The 18,392-nt window shown below is 72.6% G+C and carries 18 protein-coding genes and 2 pseudogenes; 14 read left to right on the forward strand and 6 right to left on the reverse strand.

Annotated features, from left to right (window positions below; translation table 11 throughout):
* The first annotated feature begins 248 nt into the window (after positions 1 to 248).
* Positions 249 to 1,763, forward strand: a complete 1,515-nt coding sequence (rpsA, locus tag B9S57_RS19805) for a 30S ribosomal protein S1 (protein WP_103516893.1) — start codon at positions 249 to 251, stop codon at positions 1,761 to 1,763.
* 127 nt (positions 1,764 to 1,890) lie between these two features.
* On the opposite strand, the pseudogene B9S57_RS19810 reads toward rpsA, so the two are convergent.
* Positions 1,891 to 2,113: pseudogene (locus B9S57_RS19810) on the reverse strand (sheath polysaccharide-degrading enzyme); the annotation flags it as partial.
* A gap of 412 nt (positions 2,114 to 2,525) precedes the next feature.
* On the opposite strand from B9S57_RS19810, the gene B9S57_RS19815 reads away from it, so the two are divergent.
* The 3 genes from B9S57_RS19815 (at position 2,526) to B9S57_RS19825 (ending at position 4,551) form a co-directional block, all read left to right on the forward strand.
* Complete coding sequence (locus tag B9S57_RS19815) at positions 2,526 to 3,464, forward strand: PAC2 family protein (RefSeq protein WP_258036467.1); 939 nt, start codon at positions 2,526 to 2,528, stop codon at positions 3,462 to 3,464.
* Between the two features lie 43 nt (positions 3,465 to 3,507).
* Positions 3,508 to 4,110, forward strand: coding sequence for a dephospho-CoA kinase (gene coaE / locus B9S57_RS19820; protein ID WP_103516895.1), 603 nt, complete (start codon positions 3,508 to 3,510; stop codon positions 4,108 to 4,110).
* A 72-nt stretch (positions 4,111 to 4,182) separates the two neighbouring features.
* Complete coding sequence (locus B9S57_RS19825; protein WP_103516896.1) at positions 4,183 to 4,551, forward strand: tetratricopeptide repeat protein; 369 nt, start codon at positions 4,183 to 4,185, stop codon at positions 4,549 to 4,551.
* 56 nt (positions 4,552 to 4,607) lie between these two features.
* Here the strand turns inward: B9S57_RS19825 and B9S57_RS19830 are convergent, their stop codons facing one another.
* Positions 4,608 to 4,925 carry a DUF6343 family protein gene (locus B9S57_RS19830; RefSeq protein WP_103516908.1) on the reverse strand — a complete coding sequence of 106 codons (318 nt, stop codon included), beginning with the start codon at positions 4,923 to 4,925 and terminating at the stop codon, positions 4,608 to 4,610.
* A gap of 106 nt (positions 4,926 to 5,031) precedes the next feature.
* Here B9S57_RS19830 and B9S57_RS19835 point away from each other — a divergent pair, with 106 nt between their 5' ends.
* The 3 genes and pseudogenes from B9S57_RS19835 (at position 5,032) to B9S57_RS19845 (ending at position 7,126) form a co-directional block, all read left to right on the forward strand.
* The gene (locus B9S57_RS19835) at positions 5,032 to 6,153 is read left to right on the forward strand and encodes an ADP-ribosylglycohydrolase family protein (protein WP_103516897.1); all 1,122 of its coding nucleotides are present in this window, start codon (positions 5,032 to 5,034) and stop codon (positions 6,151 to 6,153) included.
* A 65-nt stretch (positions 6,154 to 6,218) separates the two neighbouring features.
* Positions 6,219 to 6,506, forward strand: a pseudogene (locus B9S57_RS19840) (SAM-dependent methyltransferase); the annotation flags it as partial.
* Positions 6,507 to 6,652: 146 nt separating this feature from the next.
* The gene (locus B9S57_RS19845) at positions 6,653 to 7,126 is read left to right on the forward strand and encodes a DoxX family protein (RefSeq protein WP_258036469.1); all 474 of its coding nucleotides are present in this window, start codon (positions 6,653 to 6,655) and stop codon (positions 7,124 to 7,126) included.
* Here the strand turns inward: B9S57_RS19845 and B9S57_RS19850 are convergent.
* A complete protein-coding gene (locus B9S57_RS19850; RefSeq protein ID WP_103516898.1) occupies positions 7,120 to 7,476 on the reverse strand; it encodes a hypothetical protein in 357 nt (118 codons plus the stop codon). The two genes, B9S57_RS19845 and B9S57_RS19850, sit on opposite strands and share 7 nt — an antisense overlap.
* 220 nt (positions 7,477 to 7,696) lie before the next feature.
* Here B9S57_RS19850 and B9S57_RS19855 point away from each other — a divergent pair, with 220 nt between their 5' ends.
* From B9S57_RS19855 to B9S57_RS34900, 4 genes are all read left to right on the forward strand, one after another.
* Entirely contained in the window at positions 7,697 to 8,743 is a 1,047-nt protein-coding gene (locus B9S57_RS19855; RefSeq protein ID WP_181011410.1) for a slipin family protein, read from the forward strand.
* A gap of 116 nt (positions 8,744 to 8,859) precedes the next feature.
* Positions 8,860 to 11,814 (forward strand): DEAD/DEAH box helicase, encoded by a 2,955-nt coding sequence (locus tag B9S57_RS19860; RefSeq protein WP_258036470.1) that lies wholly within the window; start codon positions 8,860 to 8,862, stop codon positions 11,812 to 11,814.
* On the forward strand, positions 11,811 to 13,088 hold the full coding sequence (locus tag B9S57_RS19865) for an SWIM zinc finger family protein (protein ID WP_103516899.1): 1,278 nt from the start codon (positions 11,811 to 11,813) through the stop codon (positions 13,086 to 13,088). Before B9S57_RS19860 ends, B9S57_RS19865 begins: the two co-directional genes overlap by 4 nt.
* A gap of 72 nt (positions 13,089 to 13,160) precedes the next feature.
* Positions 13,161 to 13,313 (forward strand): hypothetical protein, encoded by a 153-nt coding sequence (locus tag B9S57_RS34900; protein ID WP_219818574.1) that lies wholly within the window; start codon positions 13,161 to 13,163, stop codon positions 13,311 to 13,313.
* Between the two features lie 282 nt (positions 13,314 to 13,595).
* On the opposite strand, the gene B9S57_RS19880 is transcribed toward B9S57_RS34900, so the two are convergent.
* The 3 genes from B9S57_RS19880 to B9S57_RS19890 all read right to left on the reverse strand — a co-directional run bounded on the left by B9S57_RS19880 (position 13,596) and on the right by B9S57_RS19890 (position 16,047).
* Positions 13,596 to 14,096, reverse strand: coding sequence for a DUF3574 domain-containing protein (locus tag B9S57_RS19880; protein ID WP_103516901.1), 501 nt, complete (start codon positions 14,094 to 14,096; stop codon positions 13,596 to 13,598).
* A 113-nt stretch (positions 14,097 to 14,209) separates the two neighbouring features.
* On the reverse strand, positions 14,210 to 14,839 hold the full coding sequence (locus B9S57_RS19885; protein WP_103516902.1) for a C39 family peptidase: 630 nt from the start codon (positions 14,837 to 14,839) through the stop codon (positions 14,210 to 14,212).
* Positions 14,836 to 16,047, reverse strand: coding sequence for a pyridoxal phosphate-dependent aminotransferase (locus B9S57_RS19890; protein ID WP_103516903.1), 1,212 nt, complete (start codon positions 16,045 to 16,047; stop codon positions 14,836 to 14,838). The genes B9S57_RS19885 and B9S57_RS19890 overlap by 4 nt, the downstream gene beginning before the upstream one ends.
* Positions 16,048 to 16,114: 67 nt before the next feature.
* Between B9S57_RS19890 and B9S57_RS19895 the strand changes: the two genes are divergently transcribed.
* The 3 genes from B9S57_RS19895 to B9S57_RS19905 all read left to right on the forward strand — a co-directional run bounded on the left by B9S57_RS19895 (position 16,115) and on the right by B9S57_RS19905 (position 18,244).
* On the forward strand, positions 16,115 to 16,813 hold the full coding sequence (locus B9S57_RS19895; protein ID WP_103516904.1) for a helix-turn-helix domain-containing protein: 699 nt from the start codon (positions 16,115 to 16,117) through the stop codon (positions 16,811 to 16,813).
* A gap of 64 nt (positions 16,814 to 16,877) precedes the next feature.
* Positions 16,878 to 17,429, forward strand: a complete 552-nt coding sequence (locus B9S57_RS19900) for a cupin domain-containing protein (protein WP_103516905.1) — start codon at positions 16,878 to 16,880, stop codon at positions 17,427 to 17,429.
* 152 nt (positions 17,430 to 17,581) lie between these two features.
* The gene (locus B9S57_RS19905; protein WP_103516906.1) at positions 17,582 to 18,244 is read left to right on the forward strand and encodes a uridine kinase; all 663 of its coding nucleotides are present in this window, start codon (positions 17,582 to 17,584) and stop codon (positions 18,242 to 18,244) included.
* Positions 18,245 to 18,392: the final 148 nt, after the last annotated feature.

Below are 18,392 nucleotides of genomic sequence, written 5' to 3' on the forward strand. Positions count from 1 at the left end.
CCCCGGGTGTGCGCCTTCGCGCATTGACCCTGTCCGGCTGCCCCCGTATGCTACAAGTTGCGCTGCGAGCCTGCGCGCCTCAGACCTAGCAGGCCGCGCTCGCGTCTGTTGCATGTCCCCTCGGTTGTCGAGGTGCCTCTCCGGTCAGGTTGGGTGCCCTCCAGGCTGTCCGGCGTCTGCAGAGGCGATAAGGGCTTTCGGCGTAGCAGTACCTACGACTCTCTGTCCGTACCGGAGCCCTTTCCCACATGACGAGCAGCACCGAGACCACCGCCACCACTCCGCAGGTTGCGGTCAACGACATCGGCGACGCGGACGCGTTCCTCGCGGCGATCGACGAGACGATCAAGTACTTCAACGACGGCGACATCGTTGACGGAGTCATCGTCAAGGTTGACCGCGACGAGGTCCTCCTCGACATCGGTTACAAGACCGAAGGTGTCATCCCGAGCCGCGAGCTCTCGATCAAGCACGACGTCGACCCGAACGAGGTCGTCAAGGTCGGCGACGAGATCGAGGCCCTGGTTCTCCAGAAGGAGGACAAGGAAGGCCGCCTGATCCTCTCGAAGAAGCGCGCTCAGTACGAGCGTGCCTGGGGCACCATCGAGAAGATCAAGGAAGAAGACGGCATCGTCACCGGTACCGTCATCGAGGTCGTCAAGGGTGGTCTCATCCTCGACATCGGCCTCCGTGGCTTCCTCCCGGCGTCGCTCGTCGAGATGCGTCGCGTCCGCGACCTCCAGCCCTACGTGGGCAAGGAGCTCGAGGCCAAGATCATCGAGCTGGACAAGAACCGCAACAACGTGGTCCTGTCCCGCCGTGCCTGGCTCGAGCAGACCCAGTCCGAGGTCCGCCAGACGTTCCTCACGACCCTGCAGAAGGGTCAGGTCCGCTCCGGCGTCGTCTCCTCGATCGTCAACTTCGGTGCCTTCGTGGACCTGGGTGGCGTCGACGGTCTCGTGCACGTCTCCGAGCTGTCCTGGAAGCACATCGACCACCCCTCCGAGGTCGTCGAGGTCGGTCAGGAAGTCACCGTCGAGGTCCTCGACGTCGACATGGACCGCGAGCGCGTCTCGCTGTCGCTCAAGGCGACGCAGGAAGACCCGTGGCAGCAGTTCGCCCGTACGCACCAGATCGGGCAGGTCGTTCCCGGTAAGGTCACCAAGCTCGTTCCGTTCGGTGCGTTCGTGCGCGTCGACGAGGGCATCGAGGGCCTGGTCCACATCTCCGAGCTGGCCGAGCGCCACGTGGAGATCCCGGAGCAGGTCGTCCAGGTCAACGACGAGATCTTCGTCAAGGTCATCGACATCGACCTCGAGCGCCGTCGCATCAGCCTCTCGCTGAAGCAGGCCAACGAGGCCTTCGGTGGCGACCCGGCGTCGGTCGAGTTCGACCCGACCCTGTACGGCATGGCCGCGTCCTACGACGACCAGGGCAACTACATCTACCCCGAGGGCTTCGACCCCGAGACCAACGACTGGCTCGAGGGCTTCGAGTCGCAGCGTGAGGTCTGGGAGACGCAGTACGCCGAGGCGCAGCAGCGCTTCGAGCAGCACCAGGCCCAGGTCATCAAGTCGCGCGAGGCCGACGAGGCTGCCGCTGCCGAGGGCGCTGCCGCCCCGGCCGGCGCAGCCCCGGCTGCCTCCGGCGGCAGCGGTGGCGGCGGCTCGTACTCCTCGGAGTCCACGGACAACTCCGGCGCCCTGGCGTCGGACGAGGCCCTGGCTGCCCTGCGCGAGAAGCTGGCCGGCGGCCAGAGCTGACGCTCTGACCCCAGCCGTTCATCGGCTGCAGTAGCTGTAGAGCTGTAGGTGAGGCCCGTCCCCTTCGGGGGGCGGGCCTCACTCGTGTTCCCGGTGTCCTCGTGTCCCGCCGCGTGGACGGAAGGGGTCAGGGCGTCACGGCGATGTTCGTCAGCCCCTTGCCGCCGGTGCCCGTGTTGCTGCCGTACACGGTGGTGAGGCAGTTCGCGCTCCGGTCGGTGACGTTCACCGCGAGCTGTCCGGTGCCCGTGGCGCCCGTCAGGTCCGAGGTGTTGCCGCGGAAGACGGTCCCGCATCCCCAGCCCGCTCTGCTGGGTGTGGGTTGGACCCCGGCGAGGTGCTCGGCTCCCCGCCGACCGCCTCCGAGGTCTTCGCGAGCGGGGTCGGACGCTCAGGGAGGCGCGGGCCGTCGCCCAGGGCGTCAAGATCCACGGCGACAAGTACCGCACGGAACTCGCCACGTCCTTCTCCCACCACTGGCGCCAGGCCCCGTATCTGGAGGCATCCTGGCACTCGTTGTCCGGCGGACCCGACGCCCCCGCCTTCGCGCCGCTCAACAGCCCTGCCGGGCACGTGTACTTCGCCGGTGACTACCTCAGCCACACCGACGCCTGGCAGCATGGCGCGTTCACCTCCGCGCGGAAGGTGGTGACGGCGCTGCACCGCCGTGTCCTCGCCTGCCCGCGAGGAGCGCGGCGCGGGCGGGAATGCCGTGGCCGGGCGAGGTGTTCTTGTCCAGGAACACGAGGAGGAGCGGTAACCGTGCCTGATCCGCAGAGTTTGTACGAATGGGAGCCGAAGGGCCTGGCCGTGGTCGACATGGCGCTGGCCCAGGAGTCGGCCGGCCTGGTCATGCTCTACCACTTCGACGGATACATCGACGCGGGCGAGACGGGCGAGCAGATCGTCGACGGCCTGCTCGAGACGCTGCCCCACCAGGTCGTGGCCCGCTTCGACCACGACCGGCTCGTCGACTACCGGGCGCGGCGCCCGCTGCTGACCTTCAAGCGCGACCGGTGGGCGTCGTTCGAGGCGCCCACCCTGGATGTCCGGGTCGTGCAGGACGCCACCGGCGCACCCTTCCTGCTCCTGTCCGGACCCGAGCCGGACGTGGAGTGGGAGAGGTTCGCCGCCGCCGTGGAGCAGATCGTGGAACGGCTCGGCGTCCGCCTCGCGGTCAACTTCCACGGCATCCCCATGGGCGTTCCGCACACCCGCCCCGTCGGCATCACCCCGCACGGCAACCGCACGGACCTGATGCCCGGACACCGCAGCCCCTTCGACGAGGCGCAGGTGCCCGGCTCCGCCGAGGCGCTCGTCGAGTACCGGCTGATGGAGGCCGGGCACGACGTCCTCGGTGTCGCCGCCCATGTGCCGCACTACGTCGCCAGGTCCGCCTACCCCGACGCCGCGCTCACCGCCCTGGAGGCGATCACCGCGGCGACCGGACTGGTCCTGCCGGGCATCGCGCACACGCTGCGCACCGAGGCACACCGCACCCAGACCGAGATCGACCGCCAGGTCGGCCAGGGCGACGAGGAGCTCGTCTCCCTCGTCGAGGGACTGGAGCACCAGTACGACGCGGTCGCGGGGTCCGAGACGCGGGGCAACCTCGTCGCGGAGCCGGTCGATCTCCCCTCGGCGGACGAGATCGGCCTCGAATTCGAACGCTTCCTCGCGGAACGCGAAGGCGATTCCTGAGGGGACCTCCGGCCGCTCCCCGGCCGGAGGCTAGTCTCGGCACATGCTGAAAGTGGGCCTGACCGGCGGGATCGGCGCCGGCAAGAGCGAAGTGTCACGGCTGCTCGCACGCTACGGAGCCGTATTGATCGACGCCGACCGCATCGCCCGCGAGGTCGTCGAGCCCGGCACCCCCGGGCTCACGGCCGTCGTCGAGGCCTTCGGGCCCGGGATCCTGGAGCCCGGCGGGTCCCTCGACCGGTCGGCGCTCGGCTCGATCGTCTTCGCCGACCCCGAGCGCCTGGCCGCGCTCAACGCCATCGTCCACCCGCTCGTCGCAGCCCGTTCCGCCGAGCTGGAGCGGGCCGCGGGGGCCGGTGCGGTCGTCGTCCACGACGTCCCGCTGCTCACGGAGAACGGCCTCGCCCCCCTCTACGACCTGGTCGTGGTCGTGGACGCGCCCCCCGGGACCCAGCTCGCCCGGCTCGTACGGCTGCGCGGCATGGAGGAGTCCGACGCCCGCGCCCGGATGGCGGCGCAGGCCACCCGCGAGGAGCGGCTGTCCGTCGCCGACCTCGTCATCGACAACGACGGGCCGCTGGAGGACCTGGAACCGCAGGTCCGCACCCTCTGGTCGGAGCTCACCACCCGGGCCGCGACCGCCTGAGGCGGGATCCGGCCGGAATACGGGCACCCGGCCGGATGTTGAAGAGCGGCAGGCGAGGGGAAGGATGAAGCCGTGCCCGAGAGGAACCCGGAAACCCATGTCATCGACTTCCGCGCGGCGGAGCAGCTGCTCGCCGCACGGGACCCACGCGGCGCGGTCAAGCTGCTCGACTCGGTGATTGCCGCCCACCCGGAGAACACCGCCGCCCGACTGCTGCGCGCCCGGGCCTTCTTCGCCGCTGCCCAACTGCGCCCGGCCGAGCTCGAATTCGAGCTGGTCCTGGAGCGTGAGCCGGACAACGCGTTCGCGCACTTCGCCCTGGCCCGGACGTTCCAGCGAGCCGGCCGACCCGAACAGGCCACCCGCCACTTCCGTCTGGCCGCAGCTCTGGACCCCAACCCGGAGTTCCTGCGGGCCGCCCGCTTCGACGACCGCCCCTGACGGGGGAGTGACCCGGAGGGCGCCGGCCGTCGTCCGATCCGTCGGAGCTCAGGAGCTCAGGAGCTCAGGTCGCCCGGCGGCTCAGGGCGCGTATCCGCCCCGTGCGCGCCGCCCGCCCCGGTCCGGTCCGGTTCGTACGGAGGGACGTCCCGGCCGGGTTGGAAACGCGAGCCCTGCCGCATGTGCCGGACGACGACGAAGAGGTCCGTGACGGTGACCGCCAGGAGCACCGCGCAGGCCGTCGCCCAGCCGGCGCGCCCCGTCGCCAGAAAGGCCACCAGGCCGAACACGGCCCAGAGCATCCCCCATAGACTCAGCCACAGTCGCATCCGCAGGGCACTGCGAGCGGTGGACGGTTCACTTCCGGTACGCATCACCATCGCCTCTCCTCCAGCATGCCCCCGCGGTCCGGCGTACGGAAACCGGCGGGCGGGCGAAGGGGAGCGGGCAGCGGTGACGACGGCAGGGTGGGGACGGACGATGCGGGAGACGACGTCACGGGCCCCGGGCGCCGCCCGCCGGTCCAAGGTCAGGGGCGCACTGCTGGGCGGGGCGATCGGGGACGCGCTGGGCAACCCGGTCGAATTCCTCTCCCTGGACGGCATCCGCCGTGACCACGGGGAGCGGGGCGTGCGCGGCCCCGTCGCGGACGCCGACGGCGTCGTCGGACGGATCACGGACGACACCCAGATGACGCTCTTCACCGTCGAGGGCCTGATCAGGGCCCACGTCCGGGCCGCGTCCAAGGGCGTCGGAGGCGCGGAGGCCGAGATCGTCCGCCACGCCTATCTGCGCTGGCTCGACACCCAGAACCACCCCTCCCCGCCCCCGCGCCGAGGCGACGACCCCGTACGGACCGGCCTGCTCCGGCACCAGCCCTGGCTGTACGCGCGCCGCGCGCCCGGCAACGCCTGCCTGAGCGGCCTGGAGGCCGGCCGGGACCCGGCGCCCGGCGCGGCACTCACCCTCCCCGGCCCCGTCAATCCGCACTCCAAGGGCTGCGGCACGGTGATGAGGTCGGCCCCCTTCGGCCTGCTGGGCGCGGACGCGGCGACGGCCTTCTCGCTGGCCGCCAGGTGCGCGCTGATCACCCACGGCCATCCCACCGGGGCGTACGCGGCCGGGGCGCTCGCCGCGATCGTCACGCACCTGCTGGAGGGCGACTCGCCGGCGGGCTCCGTGCTGCGGGCCATGGAACTGCTGGGCCGGCGGCGCGGCCACGAGGAGACGACGGCCGCGCTGCGGGCGGCGGTCGACCTCGCCGCCCGCGGCCGGCCGACCGCCGAGCGCGTCGAGTCCCTGGGGGCGGGCTGGGTCGCGGAGGAGGCCCTGGCCGTCGCCGTGTACTGCGCGCTCGTGCTCCCGGAGGCCGGCGACGTCGGCGAGGCGCTGCTCCTGTCCGTCAACCACTCCGGGGACAGCGACTCCACCGGCTCCGTCTGCGGCAGTCTGCTGGGTGCGCACCACGGTGACGTGGGCCTGCCCGCCGAGTGGCTGGTCCTCACCGAGGGGCGGTCCGTGATCGCCGAGATCGCCGACGACCTGTGCATGGAGCTGGAGCAGCCGGTGGCATGGCCCGAGGGCCGCTACCCGCCGTACTGACGGCGCTGTTTGCACGGCGACGGAGAGGAACGCCGCCCCGTGCCGGTGCGTTCCGACGGGTATCGCTGATCCGGCGGGAGGGTGCCGACTACCACGTCGGTCTGCCCCGGGAGAGGGAGGACCTGGAGGCCGGCTGCACGATCAGGATCCTCTCGGCGGACCCCGTGGGGGACGGCGTGGACGAGGTCATGGCGGAGTACGTCTTGGAGGACGCCCGGTGGACCCGGACCTTCCGGTCGCGGGCGCTGTCCGCGGAGCAGTTCGAGGGGTGTCTGGACGAGGCCCGGCTGGTCGTCGACCGCTACCTCACCCCGGACGGCGTGTGGGTGCCGGCCCGCCCCGCGCAGCCCTGAAATAGCGGCGGAACGGGGGCCGGTGAGCCGATGAGTTCCGGAGTCCGGCGCGGTCTGACTCTCTGAAAGCGCCGGGAAGCGCGGGGGCGGCAGGAGCCGCCCCCGCACCGGTGCACGCCCCCTTGAGGCCCTCCGAGGAGACCGTCATGCCCGAATCCGCCATGCCCGAAGCCACCGCCGCCCCGCTCGCCCTGCCGGACGCCGCCTCCTCGCCGCGTCGCGGCGTGGGCCATGCCGCCCTGACCGGGGGCCGCCTGGTCCTCGCGCTGTTCCTGGGATTCAGCGCGGTGGCCAAGCTCACCGCCCACGCGTCGGCCGTCGAGTCCTTCGAACGGATGGGCTGGGGCAGCGGTGCGATGTACACGATCGGCGGCCTGGAGCTGGCCGGCGCACTGGCCCTGCTGGTCCCCCTGCTCGCCGGCGTGGCCGCCGTGGCCCTTGTCGGGCTGCTGGCCGGTGCGTCCGTCGTCCAGCTGACGCTGCTCGACCCCCCGAACGCCGTCATGCCCGCCCTGCTCGTCGTGCTGGTCGTCCTGATCGCCCGGGACCGGCGTGAGCGGACCCGGGAGCTGTTCGCGCTGCTCCGCGGGCGCGGCCGGCAGCCCCGCGCCGGTCAGTGAACGAAGCTGTAGCTGCGCCAGGGAAGGCTGCGCGGTGAGTTGACGTCGGTGAACGTCGTGGCCACGTAGGTGGTCCCGCCGCCGGAACAGTCGCGGGTGCGGTAGAGGATCATGTCGATCAAGGTCTCGTTGGCGACCTCGTTCGCACCGGCTGGGGCCATCCGGTGGCAGCCCTTGACCGACGGGCTGTTCACGCTGACGACCTTGTCCTCCTCGGTCTTGTACTGCACCGGGCCGACCGCCGTACGCCCGAGACCGGAGCAGCCGGTGGCGGCCAGGACGAGCAGGACCGCACCGGCGGCGATGCCGGTACGTCGGCGGAGAACGGTGGGGGGCGCGGTGACGGACATGGGCGGGGTCCTCGTCTGCTCGTCCGGCTCATCGGTACGTCACGGGGACGTGCTGGCGCTGGCCACCCTGCCCGGTCCCCGGGGAGTCGGCATCCCGTGCGGGGCCGGCCGGGGCCCCCGACACCCGGACGGGGGTTCGAGAAAGGGCCAATCGGGCATATCGTGTTAATAGGGCGTTATTGGTGGGTGTGGGAACGCACCCCGGAGGCAGGGGGCCGTGATGGTCCAGGTTCTGTTGATCGCACTGGTGGCGGTGTTCTCGGTCGGCCTCGTCTACTCCATGGCCGCGGCCCGCGTGGTCAAGCAGTACGAACGGGGCGTGGTGCTCCGGCTCGGCCGGCTCCACGACGCGGTGCGGTCCCCGGGGTTCACCATGATCGTCCCGGGTGTCGACCGGCTCCGTAAGGTGAACATGCAGATCGTGACGATGCCCGTGCCGGCCCAGGACGGGATCACGCGCGACAACGTAACGGTGCGGGTGGACGCCGTCATCTACTTCAAGGTGGTGGACCCGGCGAGCGCCGTGATCCAGGTGGAGGACTACCGCTTCGCGGTGTCCCAGATGGCGCAGACCTCCCTGCGGTCGATCATCGGCAAGAGCGACCTGGACGACCTGCTCTCCGACCGCGAGAAGCTGAACCAGGGGCTGGAGCTCATGATCGACAGCCCCGCCGTGGGCTGGGGCGTGCAGATCGACCGGGTGGAGATCAAGGACGTCTCCCTGCCGGAGACGATGAAGCGGTCCATGGCCCGGCAGGCCGAGGCCGACCGTGAGAGGCGCGCGCGGGTCATCAACGCCGACGCGGAACTGCAGGCCTCGAAGAAGCTCGCCCAGGCCGCCCAGCAGATGTCCACCCAGCCCGCGGCACTGCAACTGCGGCTTCTGCAGACCGTGGTCGCGGTCGCGGCGGAGAAGAACTCCACGCTGGTCCTGCCCTTCCCGGTGGAGCTGCTCCGCTTCCTGGAACGCGCACAGCAGGGACAGCAGCCGGCCGTCGCCGCAGAGCCGGGGACCCCTGGCCCGCCGGACCCGGCCCCCTCCGCCTCACCCCCCTCGGACGCGGACGCCTCCGCCGCCCACCCGGCCGTCGTGGACCCGGCCGTCACGGAGCAGACCTTCACGGACCAGCCGCTCCCGGACGCGCCCTTCGCGGGGCCGGGTCCGGAGCCGGACGGCGTGCCGGAGTTCGACCCGGAGACGCTCCCGGAGTTCGATCCGGAGCTGCGTTCCGGCCTGCCCCGCAGCGAGCCGTTCACCCCTCACTGACACGGCACCGCACCCGCCCCGCCTCTGGAAACACGGCCGGGGCGGGCCCTGTCACACCTCCCGCCTAAACTCGCCGGTACAGGAGAAGTGCGACCGGGCGGAAGGCGGGAGGGGCGGTGGACGTGGAGGGGCAGGAGCAGGACATCACCGTCGACCGGCTGCTGCGGTGCGCCGCGGTCTTCCTGCCGGGAGCGCCGCCCCGGGACGGCCGGATCGCCTTCTGGGACCCCGAAGGGACCGCAGGCCTCCCCGCTCCCGAAGGCCTCACCGACCCTGCGGGCACCGGAGCGTCATCCGCCGTGGCGGCTCCGCTCTCCGGCGCCGCGTCCCCCACCGAGGGGCCGGCGCGCCAGGTCACCGGGCTCGCTGTCGTCGGCCTGGACGGTCCGGAGGGTGTCCGCACCCGCACCGTGACCGCAGTGGTGCTTCCCGTCGCGGAGGCGGTGCCCCTCCTCGCCCATGCCCGGCACCGCGCCGCCGCCCATCCCGCCACGCGCGCGTGGGGCGCGGCGGCCCTCCACGCCCTCACCCTCGTCGCACGGGGCAGGCTGCTGCCCGGGCTGACGGCCGGGGACCACGACGCCTGGCGGGCCGGACCGCGCGACGCCGAGGACATCGCGCACCTCAGGGCCGTCGCCGCCTCGATGCCGCCCGAGGGGTACGCCGTCCCGCTGGACGGCACACCGTCCCGGGTCCCCGAACCCCGCGCCCTGATCGGCGCGTTCCTCGACGCCGTCGCCGACACCCTGCCCCGGACCCCCGCTGCGGCCCACGCCATGGGGGCGCCGTTCGCCGCCCGTGAGGCGCAGCACCTGCCGGACGCCCGGGCGTGGGCCGTGGAGGTGGCCGCGGGGCTCGACGCGGGGGTGCGCGTCTCGCTCCGGCTCGACCTCTCCGCGTACGACCTCTTCGACGCGCACGGGGAGGACGGGGCGGAGGACTCGGCCGGTCGGCAGGCCCCCCGGCGTGCCGCCGCCGCCATCACCCAGGTGCACAGCCTGGCCGATCCGACGTACGTCACCGACGCGGCCACGCTCTGGGCCGGCGGCGCGGGCGAGCCCTTCGGGCCGAGGGCCCGGATCGACGCCGTGCTCGCCCTGCGCCGCGCCGCCCGCATCTGGCCCCCGCTGGAGCGGCTGCTGGACCAGCCCGTCCCCGACGTGCTGGCCGTCACCGAGGACGAGCTCCAGGAGCTGATCGGCGCTGCCGGGGCACGGCTCGCGGCGGCGGGTGTCGCGGTCCACTGGCCGCGCGAGCTCGCCCGCTCGCTCACCGCTGCGGCGGTCGTCCGGCCCGCACCCGGCTCCGCCACCGACGGCACCTCGTTCTTCGACGCCGAGCAGCTCTTCGCGTTCAACTGGCAGCTCTCCCTCGGCGAGGACCGGCTCACCGAGGCGGAGATGGACACCCTGGCCGAAGCACACCGGCCGGTGGTGCGGCTGCGGGACCAGTGGGTCGTCGTCGATCCCGCGCTCGTCCGCAAGGCGCGCAAGCGCGAGCTCGGTCTCCTGGACCCGGTGGACGCCCTCGCCGTCGCCCTGACGGGCAGCGCCGAGGTCGACGGGGAGCAGGTCGAAGCCGTGCCCGCCGGAGCCCTCGCCGTGCTCCGCGAGCGGATCCTCGACGAGGACGCCACCCTCCCGGCACCCCCTGGTCTCGACGCCACCCTCCGGGACTACCAGCTGCGCGGACTGGCCTGGCTGGACCGGATGACCTCGCTGGGTCTGGGCGGCTGTCTCGCCGACGACATGGGGCTGGGCAAGACGATCACCGTCATCGCGCTCCATCTGCACCGTGCCCACGCCGCCCCCACCCTGGTCGTCTGTCCCGCCTCCCTCCTCGGCAACTGGCACCGCGAGATCAACCGTTTCGCCCCCGGTGTCCCCGTGCGCCGCTTCCACGGCACCGACCGCACCCTGGACGGCTCCGGAGGAGGGTTCGTCCTCACGACCTACGGCACCATGCGCTCCGGAGCGGAGCAGCTCGCCGGCCACACCTGGGGGCTCGTCGTCGCCGACGAGGCACAGCACGTGAAGAATCCGCACTCCTCGACGGCCAGGGCACTGCGCACCATCCCCGCCCCCGCCCGCGTCGCCCTGACCGGCACCCCCGTCGAGAACAACCTCTCCGAACTGTGGGCGCTGCTCGACTGGACCACACCCGGGCTGCTCGGCCCGCTGAAGGCGTTCCGCGCCCGGTACGCCAGGATCGTCGAGAACACCGGCACGGCGGCCGGCCTGGGCAACGAGGAGGCGGTCGAGCGGCTCTCCCGGCTGGTCCGCCCCTTCCTGCTCCGCCGCAAGAAGTCCGACCCGGGCATCGCCCCGGAGCTGCCGCCCAAGACCGAGACCGACCACCCCGTCTTCCTCACCCGTGAACAGGCCACGCTCTACGAGGCCGCCGTCCGCGAGACGATGGCGTTCATCGAGCAGTCGGAAGGCATCGCGCGGCGCGGACTGATCATGAAGCTGCTGGGCTCGCTCAAGCAGATCTGCAACCACCCCGCGCAGTATCTGAAGGAGGAGCCGACCCGGCTCACGGGGCGCTCCGGCAAACTGGCCCTGCTCGACGAGCTCCTCGACACCATCCTGTCCGAGGACGGCTCCGTCCTGATCTTCACCCAGTACGTGTCGATGGCCCGGCTCCTCTCCGCGCATCTCGCCTCCCGCGCCATCCCCTCCCAACTGCTGCACGGCGGCACCCCGGTCCCCGAGCGGGAACGGATGGTGGACGGCTTCCAGTCCGGCGAGGTCCCCGTCTTCCTGCTCTCGCTCAAGGCGGCCGGTACGGGGCTGAACCTGACGCGGGCCGCGCATGTCATCCACTACGACCGCTGGTGGAACCCGGCGGTGGAGGAACAGGCCACCGACCGCGCGTACCGCATCGGCCAGACCCAGCCCGTGCAGGTGCACCGGCTGATCGCCGAGGGCACGGTGGAAGACCGGATCAGCGAACTGCTGGAGTCCAAGCGGGCCCTCGCCGACGCGGTCCTCGGCTCCGGCGAGGCCGCCCTGACCGAGCTCAGCGACCGTGACCTGGCCGACCTCGTCTCGCTCCGGAGGGCGCCATGAGCCCCGGAGCGAGCGCCACGGCCCGCCCGGGCCCCGACGACCTGCGGCGCACCTTCGAAGCGGTGCCCGCCCGCACCTCCCCGGCCGACGGGCCCTTCGCGGACAGTTGGTGGGGCCGGGCCTGGGTGGACGCCCTGGAATCCCTGTCGATGGACGAGGGCCGGCTCGCCCGCGGCCGTACGTACGCGGACGGCGGCCAGGTCGCCGCGATCACCGTGACCCCCGGCCGGGTCATCGCCTACGTCCACGGCAGCCGCCCCCGCCCCTACCGCGCGGAGCTGCGCCTGCGCACCTTCCCGGCGGCCGACTGGGACACCCTCCTCGATGCCGTCGCCGCGCGGCCCGGACATCTGTCCGCGCTGCTCGACAAGGAGATGCCGCACTCCCTGGTCGACACGGCGGGCGAGGCCGGAATCCGTCTGCTGCCCGCCGCCGGCGACCTGGACCCTGACTGCTCCTGCCCGGACCGTGGCTGGCCCTGCAAGCACGTGGCGGCGCTCTGCTACCAGACGGCGCGGCTGCTGGACAGCGATCCGTTCGTCCTGCTGCTGATGCGTGGGAGGGGCGAGCGCGAGCTCCTCGACGAGCTGGGCCGCCGCAACGCCGAGCACTCCGCGCGCGAGCGCCCCGAGACCCCCGCCATGCCCTCGGTCGCCGCCGGCGAAGCCCTGGCCGGCCGGTTCCTTCCTCCGCTGCCCGCCCCTCTGCCCGTACCGACGTATCCCGGCGAGCCGCCCTCCTACCCGGAGCTGCCCGGTGCCCGCGATCCGCTCGGCCTCGACCACCTCGCCACGGACGCCGCGGCCCGGGCCCACGCGATGCTCACCGCGGGGGACGATCCGCTGGCGGGGCTCAGCACCTGGCAGGACGCCGTGCGGATCGCCGCGTCCCGCCCCACCGCAGGGCTCACCGCCACGACCCGGGCGCTCTATCGCGAGCTGGCCTTCGCCACCGGCCGCAGCACCACCGACCTGGCCCGCGCCGTCGCCGCCTGGCGGCAGGGCGGTGCCGAGGGGCTGGAGGTGCTGGAGACCGCCTGGGACCCTCCGGCCGGCCCGTTCGACCGGGCCCGGCCCGCCCTCGCCGCAGCCGCATTCCCGCGCTTCCAGCCCTGGCGCAACCATCTGACCAACACCGCCGGCACCCTCCAGCTCCGCTTCGGTCACGACAGCCGCTGGTACGGCTACGAGTCCGATCCGGGCGAGGACGACTGGTGGCCCCGGGCGGCGCCCGACCCCGACCCGGTCGCGGCGCTCACCGCGCTGCGGGGCTGACGCCGCGCGGCCCGGACCGTCAGACCCACCGCGACCAGGACCGCGCAGAGCGGCAGCATCACCCAACGCGCCGTGCGGAAGGACTCGTTCTCCTGGTCCGACATCCCGCGGTCCGCGCCGTGCGCGCCGGCCAGGTGCTCCCAGGCCATGGTGTCGATCCTCTCCGTGGTCAGCAGCGACGGGGACCGGCTGCCGGAGGGTAGTTTCCTGCGGCGGGAACTGTAGCGAACACCCGAGGGACGGCACCGTCCGGCCTACGACGGGTTCGGGCTGCACGGGGCGGTCCATCTGGCGCAGTCCGCCGCGTACCGCGGCTACGCCCGGGTGCCGTCACCGCCCCGCTGGTCGTCATCCCGTACTCCGTCCGGGCGCCGCGACGACTCGCGGCGGCCGACGCGCCGGTCGTGCGTGGCCGTTCGGCCGCCACCGGTCCGGCGCTGTTCCGGCCGCCGTGGCAGGGGTGCACGGACTCGCCCGTCTGATGAACAGGAGGGGAGTCAGGGGGACTCAGAAGTCGGCGAGGGTGCGCCCGTCCAGCCGGGCCACCGAGTCCTGCGCGTAGGCCTTCTCGTACGCGGTGCGGATCCGCTCGATCCGCGCGTCCAGCGGACGGGCCTGCGCAGCCGGGTACAGCAGGATGAGTTCGTACGAACGCTCCCGCTCGATCACTCCGTGGGAGTCGCGCCACTGCCCCCGGCCCTCCTGGACCGTGAGACCGTCCGGGAAGCGCGGGGTGACCTCGCGGTCGACGAACGAACGGAACTGCGCGCCGGTCACATCGGGCCCGCCGTCCGGTCGTTCGGTGCCGAAGATCAGGCGGGTCTCGACGTAGGCGGTGCCGCGTGCGGCGGGTACGGCCACGGCCGTGGACGCGTCGTCGCCGAGAGTGGCGTAGGCGATCGGTGCTCCGGCGGCCAGTGCCGCACAGGCCGCGACGGCGGCCGTGAGAGCGGTGCGCCGCCGGGGACGCTGCGGACGGGGCTCGGTCCCTGTGCGCGGACGGGGCACGGTGGTCTCCCGGGAACGGTGGGACGAGGTCGGCGCCCACCGTCGCACGGACGCCCCGCGAGCGCGGGGCGGGACATCCCGGACTCCGCCGGATCACACGTAAGGGTGAGCCGCTACCCGCGCGTTGCCGGAGGGCCGGGCAGGCAGATCCCGCGGCCCGCGAAGAAGCGCTCGAAGACCGGCACGGGAAGGTCGGCCGCACGGGTCGCGGCCGTGGTCCCCGAAGGGTTGTGGAAGTGGACCCCGGTCCCGTCGGCCGTGCGGGAGGTCAGCAGCACCAGATGGCCACCCCGCCCCGGAGCGGGCCGCTCCGGGTGCCGGATCCCGTAGTGCACGGAGGCCATCACCGCCCGCCCCTCGTCCAGCAGGTCCAGGATTCCGTCGGTGGAGAGGTGCCGGTGGACGACCGCGTCGAGACCGTGGACCTCGGACACGTACCGGGCGAAGGGAGCGTGGACCAGCCCCTTGATCACTCCGTCGGAGTCCTCCGTGTACGCGCCGTACTTCAACGCCCCGTCCCGCAGGGCGAACAGGTCGGGCGCCCCGGCGCCGAGGGCCATCCGCAGGCAGGTCACACCGCACAGGTGACCTGCCCAGCGGGCGTACTCGGCGGGGGACGCCGCACCCGAGTCCGCCCAGCCGGGATCCCCGGCCGGATCGAGGCCGCCCTCGACGATCGCCTCCACCAGGCCGGGCGAGGCGAACTGCGTGTGCACAGGGGCGTTGCAGGCCCGGCAGGTCACTGGCGGTATCCGTCCAGGAAGCGGCCGATGCGGCTGATCGCCGCGTCCAGGTCGTCGGCGTGCGGGAGCGTGAGGATACGGAAGTGGTCCGGGCGCGGCCAGTTGAAGCCGGTGCCCTGCACCACCTGGATCTTCTCCCGCAGCAGCAGGTCCAGGACGAACCGCTCGTCGTCGACGATGGCGTGGACCTTCGGATCGATGCGCGGGAAGGCGTACAGGGCGCCCTTCGGCTTCACGCACGACACCCCCGGGATCTCGTTGAGACGCTCCCAGGCCCGGTCGCGCTGCTCGTGCAGCCTGCCGCCCGGGGCGGTCAGCTCCTTGATCGACTGCCGGCCGCCGAGTGCCGCCTGGATCGCGTACTGGGCGGGGGCGTTGGGGCACAGCCGCATGGAGGCGAGCATCGTCAGCCCCTCCAGATAGCTGCGGGCGTGCTGCCGAGGGCCCGACACCACCATCCAGCCCGAGCGGAATCCCGCGACGCGGTACGTCTTGGACAGCCCGCTGAAGGTGAGGCAGAGGAGGTCGGGGGCCAGAGTGGCCACGCTGTGGTGCACGGCGTCGTCGTAGAGGATCTGGTCGTAGATCTCGTCGGCGAACACCATGAGCCCGTGCCTGCGCGCCAGATCGAGCATGCCGTCGAGGACCTCGCGGGAGTAGACCGCGCCCGTCGGGTTGTTCGGGTTGATGATCACCATGGCCCGGGTGCGGTCGGTGATCCTCGAGGCCATGTCGGCGAGGTCGGGGTTCCAGTCCGCGCCCTCGTCGCAGGTGTAGTGCACGGCCCTGCCGCCCGCGAGCGTGGTGACGGCGGTCCACAGCGGATAGTCGGGGCTCGGGATCAGGATCTCGTCGCCGTCCTCCAAAAGCCCCTGCACGGCCATGGAGATCAGCTCGGAGACCCCGTTGCCGAGGAAGATGTCGTCGACGTCGACGTCGACCAGCCCCATCGCCTGGTAGCGCTGGGCCACGGCCCGGCGCGCGGACAGGATGCCGCGCGAGTCGGTGTAGCCGTGTGCCTGGGGGAGCATCCGGATCATGTCCTGGACGATCTCCTCCGGCGCCTCGAAGCCGAAGAGCGCGGGATTGCCCGTGTTGAGGCGGAGCACGCTGTGGCCCGCCTCCTCCAGGGCGTTGGCCTGCTCGATGACAGGTCCCCGGATCTCGTAACAGACCTCGTTGAGCTTGCTGGACTGCCGGAACTCCATGCGTGCCTCCCCGACCTGGACTGTGATACTTGGTTTTACCAAGCTCGGGCTTGGAAAGTCCAACAACATGTCTAGACTGCGTCGCATGCCACGTCAGCAGCAGCCCGCACGCCCCGCCCGCCGCCGGAGCTACGACCAGTTCTGCGCCACCGCCCGTGCCCTCGACTCCGTCGGTGACCGGTGGACGCTGCTGATCGTCCGTGAACTGCTGGCCGGTCCGCGCCGCTACACGGATCTGCACGCCGACCTGCCCGGTGTCAGCACGGATGTGCTCGCCTCCCGCCTGAAGGACATGGAGCAGGGCGGTCTGGCCGTGCGCCGCCGGCTCCCGCCCCCGGCGGCCGCCGCGGTCTACGAGCTGACCGAGCACGGCCGCGGTCTGCTCCCCGTGCTCACCGCGCTCGCCGCGTGGGGCGCGCCCGCGCTCGGCGAGCGCCGCCCCACGGACGCGGTCAGGGCCCACTGGTTCGCCCTTCCGCTGCTGCGGGCGCTCGACGGCCTCACCCAGGACGGCGTTCTCGAGGTCCGGCTCCCGGAGGGGGGCTTCCACATCCGCACCGGCGAGCGGACGGAGGGCGGAGAGACGTACGGATACGGACCCGCCGACCGCCCCGACGCGTGCCTCCTGCTCGGCGCCGACGTCGCCCTGGAGCTCGGGCGCGGTGGGTGCACCCTCGCCGAGGCGGTCAGGAGCGGCCGGGCCGAGGTGCTGGGCGAGGGGCCCCTCGCCGCCGAAATCCGCGGCGGCCGATGCTCACGCGACTGACGCGTTCCCCTCGACTCGCCGCTACCGTGAATATGTTCATAGGGCGGATGCTGAGGAGTCGTTCATGGGGTTCGACGGCGCGGTCGGTGTGAAGCACGGGAAGAGCGCGAAGAGGCGGGCGGTGCTGCCGAAGCTCCTGCCCCTCGGTGTCTGCGTGGCCGCACTGGGCCTCGTGCCGGCGGCGGCGATCGCCACGCCGGGCAGCGGGGTGAGCGGGACCGTCGTCGCCAAGGGGACCTCCGAGGGCAGGCTCAAGGTGAAGACGCCCAAGGGCCGGACGGACGTCACCTTCCGGGAGATCACCGTGCAGCCCGGCGGCTCGACCGGCTGGCACACGCACAGCGGGCAGCTGATAGTCGTGGTCAAGTCGGGGACGCTCACCCGGACCCTCCACGACTGCTCGGTCCAGGTGACGCCCGCCGGAACGTCCTTCATCGAACCGTCCGGCGCCGGCCGCCGGCACACAGGGCACAACCTCGGGACCGAACCCGTCGTGCTGTGGGTGACCTACCTGCTCCCCGAGGGCAGCGAACTCTCCTACGACGCCGACGCGGCGGACTGCCCCGCGGCGAGGCGGCCGGAGGGGGCGGGTCAGTTGGCGGCCGTCTCGCCGTAGGCGCCGAACCCCGCCATGACCAGGCCGTCCCGGAAGGTCAGCACCTCGCTCCCGGATCGTGGGAGTTCCAGTCGTCCTGCCAGACGGTGGCGAAGCGACGGGCGAAGGCAAGGTCCATGCGGATCATCATGGGTCAGAGCGATGATGGATGCGTGCACTTTCAACCCATCACCCGGGAACGGCTGGCGCGCACCCTCGCCGCCCACGCCGACGGACTCGAGCCGGCCGACGGCGGGTCCTGGCTCAGGATCGGCGTCGACGGCGCCCCCGCCGCCCGTCCCGCGGGGCATGCGGGGGACCTCGCCGAGGCGCTGGGAGCCCGCGGGCGCCCGGTGCTCACCGTCCCCACCGGCGGATTCCTGCGCCCGGCCAGCCTGCGCTACGAATACGGCAAGGAGGACCCGGACTCCTACGCCGACAGCTGGTTCGACACAGGAGCGCTGTGGCGCGAGGTCTTCCGCCCGCTCGAGGCCGGCGGCAGCGGGCGCGTCCTGCCCGACCTCTGGAACCCCCGTACGGACCGGGCGACCCGCAGCCCGTACCAGGTGCTTCCCGAGGGTGGGGTGCTGATCCTGCACGGCCCGCTGCTCCTCGGCCACTGGTTCCCCTTCGACCTCGGGATCCACCTGAGCCTCTCCCCGGGCGCCTTGCGGCGGCGTACGGAGGAGGGCGAGCGGTGGACGCTTCCCGCCTTCGAGCGGTACGAGGAGGAGGTCGCCCCGGCCGAACGCGCGGACGTGGTCGTGCGGGCCGACGACCCGCACCATCCGGCGTGGACGGGGCTCTTGAAGGATCCGGGCGTGGGAGACCGGTGAGGCGCGTGTCCTGACGCCGCCCGTCCGGAGTTTGATCCGCGTCCCGGCGCGAGCGGCCCTGCGGGCCCCGGCGGTGTCAGGCCGGCCTGGCTCCGGGGTGTCAGGCCGGCCGGCCGCCCACCGTCGCCACCGCCTCGGCCCCGGCCCG

Origin of the sequence: Streptomyces sp. SM10, from assembly GCF_002910915.1 — a bacterium.
Classification (GTDB): Bacteria; Actinomycetota; Actinomycetes; order Streptomycetales; family Streptomycetaceae; genus Streptomyces.

What these genes read in the sequence shown, in the direction of transcription:
- B9S57_RS19835 (WP_103516897.1), top strand. Translation starts at nt 5,032, where the DNA reads ATGCGGGAGACGACGTCACGGGCCCCGGGCGCCGCCCGCCGGTCCAAG.
- B9S57_RS19865 (WP_103516899.1), top strand. Translation starts at nt 11,811, where the DNA reads ATGAGCCCCGGAGCGAGCGCCACGGCCCGCCCGGGCCCCGACGACCTG.
- coaE (WP_103516895.1), top strand. Translation starts at nt 3,508, where the DNA reads ATGCTGAAAGTGGGCCTGACCGGCGGGATCGGCGCCGGCAAGAGCGAA.
- rpsA (WP_103516893.1), top strand. Translation starts at nt 249, where the DNA reads ATGACGAGCAGCACCGAGACCACCGCCACCACTCCGCAGGTTGCGGTC.
- B9S57_RS19895 (WP_103516904.1), top strand. Translation starts at nt 16,115, where the DNA reads ATGTCTAGACTGCGTCGCATGCCACGTCAGCAGCAGCCCGCACGCCCC.
- B9S57_RS19900 (WP_103516905.1), top strand. Translation starts at nt 16,878, where the DNA reads ATGGGGTTCGACGGCGCGGTCGGTGTGAAGCACGGGAAGAGCGCGAAG.
- B9S57_RS19890 (WP_103516903.1), bottom strand. Translation starts at nt 16,047, where the DNA reads ATGGAGTTCCGGCAGTCCAGCAAGCTCAACGAGGTCTGTTACGAGATC.
- B9S57_RS19830 (WP_103516908.1), bottom strand. Translation starts at nt 4,925, where the DNA reads ATGCGTACCGGAAGTGAACCGTCCACCGCTCGCAGTGCCCTGCGGATG.
- B9S57_RS19850 (WP_103516898.1), bottom strand. Translation starts at nt 7,476, where the DNA reads ATGTCCGTCACCGCGCCCCCCACCGTTCTCCGCCGACGTACCGGCATC.
- B9S57_RS19845 (WP_258036469.1), top strand. Translation starts at nt 6,653, where the DNA reads ATGCCCGAATCCGCCATGCCCGAAGCCACCGCCGCCCCGCTCGCCCTG.
- B9S57_RS19855 (WP_181011410.1), top strand. Translation starts at nt 7,697, where the DNA reads ATGGTCCAGGTTCTGTTGATCGCACTGGTGGCGGTGTTCTCGGTCGGC.